Below are 7,385 nucleotides of genomic sequence, written 5' to 3'. Positions count from 1 at the left end.
GTCTGCCACGCGCTCAACAATCTCGGCAGCGCCGGGCAGTGGCTGGATCCGGCGGGGGGGCGGCTGCACCTTGCCCGCAGCCTGGAGATCGCACTCGAGCAGAATTTTCAGGAACATGCGGCGCGCGCCTTCACCAACAGCGCCTGCAGCGAGATGAACCAGCTTGGCTTCGACGCGGCGCAGTCCTTCCTCGATCGCGGCATCAACTATTGCGTTGAAAACGATCTCGTCACGTGGCGTGACTATATGCGCGGCGTGCTGGCGCAGCTGCAGCTGCGCCAGGGGCAATGGGAAGAGGCCGCTACCGAGGCGCTCGATGTGCTGTCCAACGACCATGCGACCATGCTGGTCCGCTATCCCGCGCTGATTGCGCTGGCGAAACTCCGGATACGGCGTGGCGATCCTTCAGCAGAACCGCTTTTCCAGGAAATGAAACAGTTCCTGGAAAGAGGAATGGAGCTGCAGCGGCTGGCGCCCTATGCGGCTGTCATGGCCGAGCAGGCATGGCTCGGGCAAGGCGACGGGCAAGAGGCGCTGCGGCTGATCGATCTTGCCGAGAGCCTGTCGCCGACACGGGCGGTTTTCAGCGAACTGGCGACATGGCGCCAGAAGCTGGCTCCGGATGCCGACCCCGGCGAAACATCAGGCATGGCAGCGCCCTACCGGCTGCTTCTGGCCGGAGACTGGCGGGCGGCGGCGGCACTTTGGGCGGATCTCAACGCACCCTATGAACGCGGGCTTGCACTCGCCCAGGGTGACGAGGAAGCGCAGCGTTCGGCGCTGGAGATTTTCGAAAACCTTGGCGCCAGACCGGTGGCCCAGCGTGTGCGCGAAACGATGCGGCGCAACGGCGTCAACATCGCCCGGGGGCCGCGCCGCACGACGCGCGAAAATCAGGCCGGCCTGACCCAGCGCCAGATGGAAGTGCTGCAGCTGATCGAACGCGGCTTTTCCAACAAGCGGATCGCCGAGCAGCTGACCATTTCGCCGAAGACCGTCGATCACCATGTCTCGGCGGTGCTGGGCAAGCTGGAGGCCGTTTCGCGCGGTGAAGCCACTGCGGCGGCACGCGATTCAGGGCTGCTGTAGGAAGTTTGTTCGGGAGGACGGGATCGAAGGTCGGCGATCCTTCGCGCTCCTCTGCCCTGCCTGGCATCTCCCCCTCGAGGGGAGATCGCCCTCTCCGAGGCTTTCGCCAATTGTCAAAGTTGAGGGTAGGGCGTCGCAACTGCCGATCTCCCCCCATGAGGGGGAGATGGCCGGCAGGCCAGAGGGGTGCTGTCCCGCCGACCTATCAAATGATCAGGCGAACGCGCCGTGGCAGTGCTTGTACTTCTTGCCGGAGCCGCAGGGGCAGGCCTCGTTGCGGCCGACCTTGCCCCAGGTCGCCTGGTTGTTGGGGTCGCGGTCCTCGGGAGCGACGACGGCGGTTGTCTCCGGGCGGACCAGAAGGGCGGTCTCGCCGCCTTCGAAGTCATTCTCGCCGGTGGTGCCGTCGATATGGGTGCCGAACATGTCGGGCGCCTCGGGCGGCGGGGCTTCGGCGGCCTGGCGGACCAGCTCGACGCGCATCAGCTGCGCAGTGACGGCCTGGCGCAGATTGCCCAGCATCGCCTGGAACAGCTCGAACGCCTCGCCCTTGTATTCCTGCAGCGGATCGCGCTGGGCGTAGCCGCGGAAGCCGACGACCGAACGCAGATGGTCGAGATTGACGATGTGCTCACGCCACAGATGGTCGAGCGTCTGCAGCACCACCGAACGTTCGACATAGCTCATCACCTCGGGACCAAAACGCTCGGAGCGCTCCTTGGCGGCGGCGTCGGCAGCCTGGGTGATGCGCTCGCGGATGTCGTCCTCTGCGATGCCCTCTTCCTTGGCCCAGTCTTCGATCGGCAGGTCGAGATTGAGGAATTCGGCGACCTCGGCCTTCAGGCCCGCGACATCCCACTGCTCAGCATAGGCATTTTCGGGAATGGCCTTGGCGACGATCTCGTCGATGACGCCCTCGCGCATCTCGCCAATGGTTTCAGAAAGGCCTTCGCCATCCATCAGTTCGATGCGTTGCTCGAACACCACCTTGCGCTGGTCGTTGGAGACGTCGTCATATTTCAAAAGGTTCTTGCGGATGTCGAAGTTGCGCGCCTCGACCTTCTTCTGCGCCTTTTCCAGCGCCTTGTTGATCCAGGGATGGATGATCGCCTCGTCTTCCTTGAGGCCGAGCTTCTGCAGCATGCCGTCCATACGCTCGGAGCCGAAGATGCGCATCAGGTCATCCTGCAGCGACAGGAAGAATTTCGAACGGCCGGGGTCGCCCTGACGACCGGAACGGCCGCGCAGCTGGTTATCGATGCGGCGCGATTCGTGACGTTCAGTGGCCAGCACATAGAGGCCGCCGGCGGCCAGGGCCTTTTCCTTCAGCCGCTCGACGTCGGCATTGATCTCTTTTTCCCGCGCCTCGCGCTCGGGTCCGGCCGGCATGTCGCCGAGTTCATCTTCAATGCGCATCTCGGCATTGCCGCCGAGCTTGATGTCGGTGCCACGGCCGGCCATGTTGGTGGCAATGGTGATGGCGCCGGGCTTGCCGGCCTGGGCGACGATCGCCGCCTCGCGCTCGTGGTGGCGGGCGTTCAGCACCTCGAAATCCGTGAAGCCTTCCTTGCGCAGGCGATCGGCCAGCTGCTCGGACTTTTCAATGGAGGTGGTGCCGACCAGCGTCGGCTGGCCCTTGGCGCTGGCTTCGCGGATCTCCCTGACGATCGCCTTGTATTTCTCCTCGACCGTCCGGTAGACCTCGTCGTCTTCGTCCTTGCGGATGACCGGCAGATTGGTCGGAATCTCGGTGACGTCGAGATTGTAGATGTTGCCGAACTCCTCGGCCTCGGTCAGCGCCGTGCCGGTCATGCCGGAAAGCTTCTTGTAGAGGCGGAAGTAGTTCTGGAAGGTGACGGAGGCGAGCGTCTGGTTCTCCGGCTGGATCGCCACATGCTCCTTGGCTTCGAGCGCCTGGTGCAGGCCTTCCGAATAGCGGCGGCCCGGCATCATGCGGCCGGTGAACTCGTCGATGATGACGATCTCGCCGTTGCGGACGATGTAGTCCTTGTCCTTCTGGAACAGCCGGTGCGCCTTCAGCGCATTGTTGACATGGTGGACGATGGCGACGTTCTCGACGTCGTAGAGCGACTCGCCCTTGAGCAGGTCGGCGTCGCGCAAAAGGTTCTCGAGCTTCTCGGTGCCTTCCTCGGTGAAGATCGAGGTCTTCTGCTTCTCGTCGATCTCATAATCCTGCGGCTGCAGCTGGATGATGAAGGTGTCGATGGTGTTGTACATTTCCGAACGGTCTTCGAGCGGACCGGAAATGATCAGCGGCGTGCGCGCCTCGTCGACCAGGATGGAATCGACTTCGTCGACGATCGCGTAATTGTGACCGCGCTGCACCATCTGGTTGCGCTCATACTTCATGTTGTCGCGCAGATAGTCGAAGCCGAGCTCGTTGTTGGTGGCGTAGGTTACGTCGGACGCGTAAGCGACGCGGCGCTCCTCGTCGGACAGGCCGTGGACGATGACGCCGACCGAGAGGCCGAGGAACTTGTAGACGCGGCCCATCCATTCGGAGTCGCGGGTGGCCAGATAGTCATTGACGGTGACGACGTGGACACCATTGCCGGCAAGCGCGTTGAGGTAGACCGGCAGCGTCGCGACCAGGGTCTTGCCCTCGCCGGTGCGCATCTCGGCAATGCCGCCATTGTGCAGCACCATGCCGCCGATCAGCTGGACATCGAAGGGGCGCATGCCGAGCACGCGGCGCGCTGCCTCGCGGGCAGTGGCGAAAGCTGGCACCAAAAGGTCATCGAGCGTGGCGCCGTTGGCGATGTCCTGGCGGAATTTCGCGGTGCGGCCGACCAACTCCTCGTCGGAGAGCGCCCGCATCTCGTTTTCCATGGCGTTGATCGCCTCGACACGAGGCCGGGTCGATTTGACCCGACGATCGTTGGAGGAACCGAAAACCTTACGGGCGAGACCGCCGAGACTGACCATCCAATGGTCCTTTCGATAGAATTCTCAATCTTGAGATGAGCGCCGGCCGGCCCCATCAATTCCACGTGAACGTGGACAAACACAAAAAGCGCCCGGAAAACGGTTCTGGACGCAAAGTCGTTGGACAGATAAGAGGGGGCTCAACTGATGTCAACGCCGCGCTGGCCCTGCCGGTCGCGCCAAATTCCGCCACAATCTGGCTGATCTGGAAGCCACCCCCTCCTCACAATCCCCACCGGAGTCATCTTATGTCCTTGTTGTTCCGCCGCGCGTCGCTCGCCAGCCTTGGCTTGGCCTTCGGCCTGTCGGCCCTTTCGCTGTCGCCGCTGATGGCGCAGCAAACCGCTCCCGCTCCGGCGGATGCAGCAGCACCGGCCGCGGCACCGGTCGATCCGAATACCGTGATCGCCACGGTCAACGGCCAGCCCTTGACCGAAGCCGACCTGGTGCTTGCCGAAGGGGAATTGTCGCAGCAGTTCGCGCAGTTGCCGCCCGAGCAGCGCCGCGCCGCGGCCCTTTCGGCTGCCATCGAGATCCGCGTCATGGCCGCTCAGGCGGTCACGACCGGCCTCGACAAGGATCCCGATTTCCAGCGCCGTATGGCCTTCCTGCAGCAGCGCGCGCTGCATGGCGAGATGGTTGAGAAGGGTGTTGTCGACAAGGTCACCGACGCCGAGGTTCGCGCCCGCTACGACCAGGAAATCGCCAACACGCCGCCCACCAACGAGCTGCACGCCCGTCACATCCTCGTGAAGACGAAGGAAGAGGCCGAGGCGATCATCAAGCAACTCGACGGCGGCGCCGACTTCCAGAAGCTCGCCAACGAGCACACCAGCGATCCGTCAGGCAAGACCAGCGGCGGCGATCTCGGCTGGTTCGGACCTGGCCAGATGGTGCCGGAGTTCGACAAGGCGGCCTCCGCGCTCGAGGTCGGCAAATACACCGAGCAGCCGGTGCAGACGCAGTTCGGCTGGCATGTCATCAAGCTCGAGGACAAGCGCACCAAGCAGCCGCCGGCTTTTGACGACGTCAAGGACCAGGCCAAGCAGGCGGTCATCCGCGACAAGTACTTCGCGCTGGTCAAGTCGCTGCGCGGCGGCGCCAAGGTCGAGATCCCCGACGCGAACCTGAAGAAGGCGGTCGATACGCTGGAAAGCGCCAAGTAGGCCTGAAAGAATTTTTTGAAAGGGGCGCGGCAGCCAAGGGTTGCCGTGCCTTTTTGTCGACCCAGGTCGGCGCTTTCTACCTTCCGGGCACCGCTATGCCGCGCATCACGTAGTGGACGGCCTTGCGTATCGTCGCTTCGTCCTCGTCGAGCCGGTTGGTCAACAGATGCTTCCAGGCGAAGGAGGCGATCAGGTCGGCGACCAGCGCTGCATCGATATCGGCGCCGATTTCGCCCCTTGCCCTGGCGCGTTCGACCATCTGGCCGGTATGGGAGCGTCGACCCAGCGCATAGTCGGCAAGGGCCGCGGACGCCGCATCATCCGACTGCGCCTCGGCGATCAGCGACCTGAACACGCTGCCCGACGATGTCTCGCGCCAGTGCGCGAACAGGTTATTCAGGAAGCCGACGAGATCCTCCTCCAGTCGCCCGGTATCGGGAACATCGACGCGTTTCTGGCGCTGGTAGACTTCGAGCAGCAATGCCGCCTTGCTCGGCCACCAGCGATAGATGGTGGGTTTGCCGGCGCGGGCCCGCCGTGCCACCGCCTCGATCGAGAAGCCGGCATAACCGGCCTCGACCAGCACAGCCTCGGCTGCTTCGAGAATGGCATCGGCGCTGGCGGGATTGCGCCGCGCACCGATCGATTTGCGCGCCGGATCGGCGTCCTCGGCCATTTCTGTCGTCCTCGCCAACAATTTCGCCGGCAATATAGGTGAGGTTGTGGTGAAACGAAACGGACCGTTTTTGACAGATCAAAGAATCCGGCAGATGGCGCTTATTGCATCGCTTGCGATGTCTCGGATTCGATGCGCCAGCCACCGTCGGCCTTGACCAGGCCGAGCGTGACGCGCGCCTTGCCGGTCAGGCGTGCCGCCGACTTGTCCTTTGGAAGATAGTCGTAGTGCATCGCAAAGACGGCCTCGGCGCGATCCTCGCCATGCGGGGTGACCTCCAGGCTGCCGGGCTCGAGGCCAAGCGACCAGGAGGCCCACTGTGCGAACCAGTCGGCCTTGACCTTGGCGATGGCATCGGCGTCGTAGCGTGTGCCGAAAATGGTGGCGGACGGGCCGTAGAGCCGCTTGACGGTCTCGCTCATCGCCTTGGTGTCCGGCGTCAGATAATCCTGGCGCAGGAATTTTTCGATCGATCCCTTGTCATCGCCCACCGAGCGCTCGAGCACGGCAACTTCGGTCGGAGGTGCCGGAGCGGCTGGCTTCCGCGGCTGGGCGGGTTGTCCGTCAGAGACGAATTCGAAACGCTCGAGCAGCGAGCCCTGCTCCCAGGGGCGCTGGGCCTCGCGGGTTTGCGAAACCACGTCGCGGCGCACCGCGATCATCATGTCGTTGATGCTCTGGCCAGGTTCGGCGATATGGCGCAGCAGGGCGGCGGCAAAAGGCGAGTTGCGCCCGCTTCCGTCCATGGCAACGGCACCAGGTGCTGTCGAGAAGGCGATGAAGGAGCCGCGCGTCGAATCGAACTGCGCCAGCCCGGCCAGCGCCGTCGCCGAGCGCATGGTGGCGGTGCGGCTGAGACTGCGGGCAAACGGATTGTTGCGGCAGGCATCGAGAAACACCAGGCTGACCTTGGTCTGCTGTTCCATGATGTCGAGGACTTCGTCGATCGGCATGGCCTCGAGTTGCAGCTTGACCGGCACGTCCAACCTGGCGTCGACCGGCACGATGTAGTTGCGCCCGTCGACCTGCAAGCCGTGGCCGGCATAATAGAATAGCCCGACGCCGGCGCCTTCGAGCGCGTCGGAGAACTCGCCGATGCTGCGTTCGAGCTCACGTTTGCCGAGATCATTGCCTTCGATGACCTCGAAGCCGATGGAGCGCAGCTTGTCGGCGATGTCGAGCGCGTCGTTCACGGGATTGGCCAGCGTGCCGGCTTCCGCGTAAGTGCCGTTGCCAATGACAAGCGCTACGCGCCGTTGCGGCTGCGCATCCGCGCTCAGCAGCAAAAGTCCCAGAAATGCCCATGCGAGGATCGCAAGCCTGCCCATGGCCAAGATCATAACGCCATCGGCCCGGGCGGCGCCAACAGATTTGAAATGCAAGCTTAATCCCGAGAGGGCTCCCGCCCCCGGCAAGAGCGACGAAAACGCCCTTGCGCCCGCGCGGCGTATCGGGCAAACCGGCCTTCCCTTGCGATTTTTCCCGCCCGAGGCCCCCATGTCCACGAC

6 protein-coding genes are annotated in these 7,385 nt (G+C 63.8%); 3 read left to right on the top strand and 3 right to left on the bottom strand.

The features are described from left to right. On the top strand, positions 1-1,089 hold a 1,089-nt coding region (locus EN935_RS15230), incomplete at its 5' end, for a LuxR C-terminal-related transcriptional regulator (RefSeq protein WP_245488963.1). A 213-nt stretch (positions 1,090-1,302) separates the two neighbouring features. Here EN935_RS15230 and secA read toward each other — a convergent pair. Then, positions 1,303-4,035 carry a preprotein translocase subunit SecA gene (secA, locus tag EN935_RS15225; RefSeq protein ID WP_109658605.1) on the bottom strand — a complete coding sequence of 911 codons (2,733 nt, stop codon included), beginning with the start codon at positions 4,033-4,035 and terminating at the stop codon, positions 1,303-1,305. A gap of 248 nt (positions 4,036-4,283) precedes the next feature. Here secA and EN935_RS15220 point away from each other — a divergent pair, with 248 nt between their 5' ends. Then, complete coding sequence (locus EN935_RS15220; RefSeq protein ID WP_109658606.1) at positions 4,284-5,201, top strand: peptidylprolyl isomerase; 918 nt, start codon at positions 4,284-4,286, stop codon at positions 5,199-5,201. A gap of 76 nt (positions 5,202-5,277) precedes the next feature. Here the strand turns inward: EN935_RS15220 and EN935_RS15215 are convergent, their stop codons facing one another. Continuing rightward, on the bottom strand, positions 5,278-5,877 hold the full coding sequence (locus EN935_RS15215; RefSeq protein WP_109658607.1) for a TetR/AcrR family transcriptional regulator: 600 nt from the start codon (positions 5,875-5,877) through the stop codon (positions 5,278-5,280). A gap of 101 nt (positions 5,878-5,978) precedes the next feature. Further along, on the bottom strand, positions 5,979-7,205 hold the full coding sequence (locus tag EN935_RS15210; RefSeq protein ID WP_127373412.1) for a caspase domain-containing protein: 1,227 nt from the start codon (positions 7,203-7,205) through the stop codon (positions 5,979-5,981). Here EN935_RS15210 and EN935_RS41440 point away from each other — a divergent pair. Then, positions 7,204-7,385, top strand: a 182-nt coding sequence (locus EN935_RS41440) for a hypothetical protein (RefSeq protein ID WP_206534520.1), incomplete at its 3' end; no start/stop codon positions are given. The two genes, EN935_RS15210 and EN935_RS41440, sit on opposite strands and share 2 nt — an antisense overlap.

The sequence above is a fragment of the Mesorhizobium sp. M7D.F.Ca.US.004.03.1.1 genome (assembly GCF_003998635.1).
Classification (GTDB): Bacteria; Pseudomonadota; Alphaproteobacteria; order Rhizobiales; family Rhizobiaceae; genus Mesorhizobium; species Mesorhizobium loti.
This window is presented reverse-complemented; position numbering and strand designations above follow the sequence as displayed.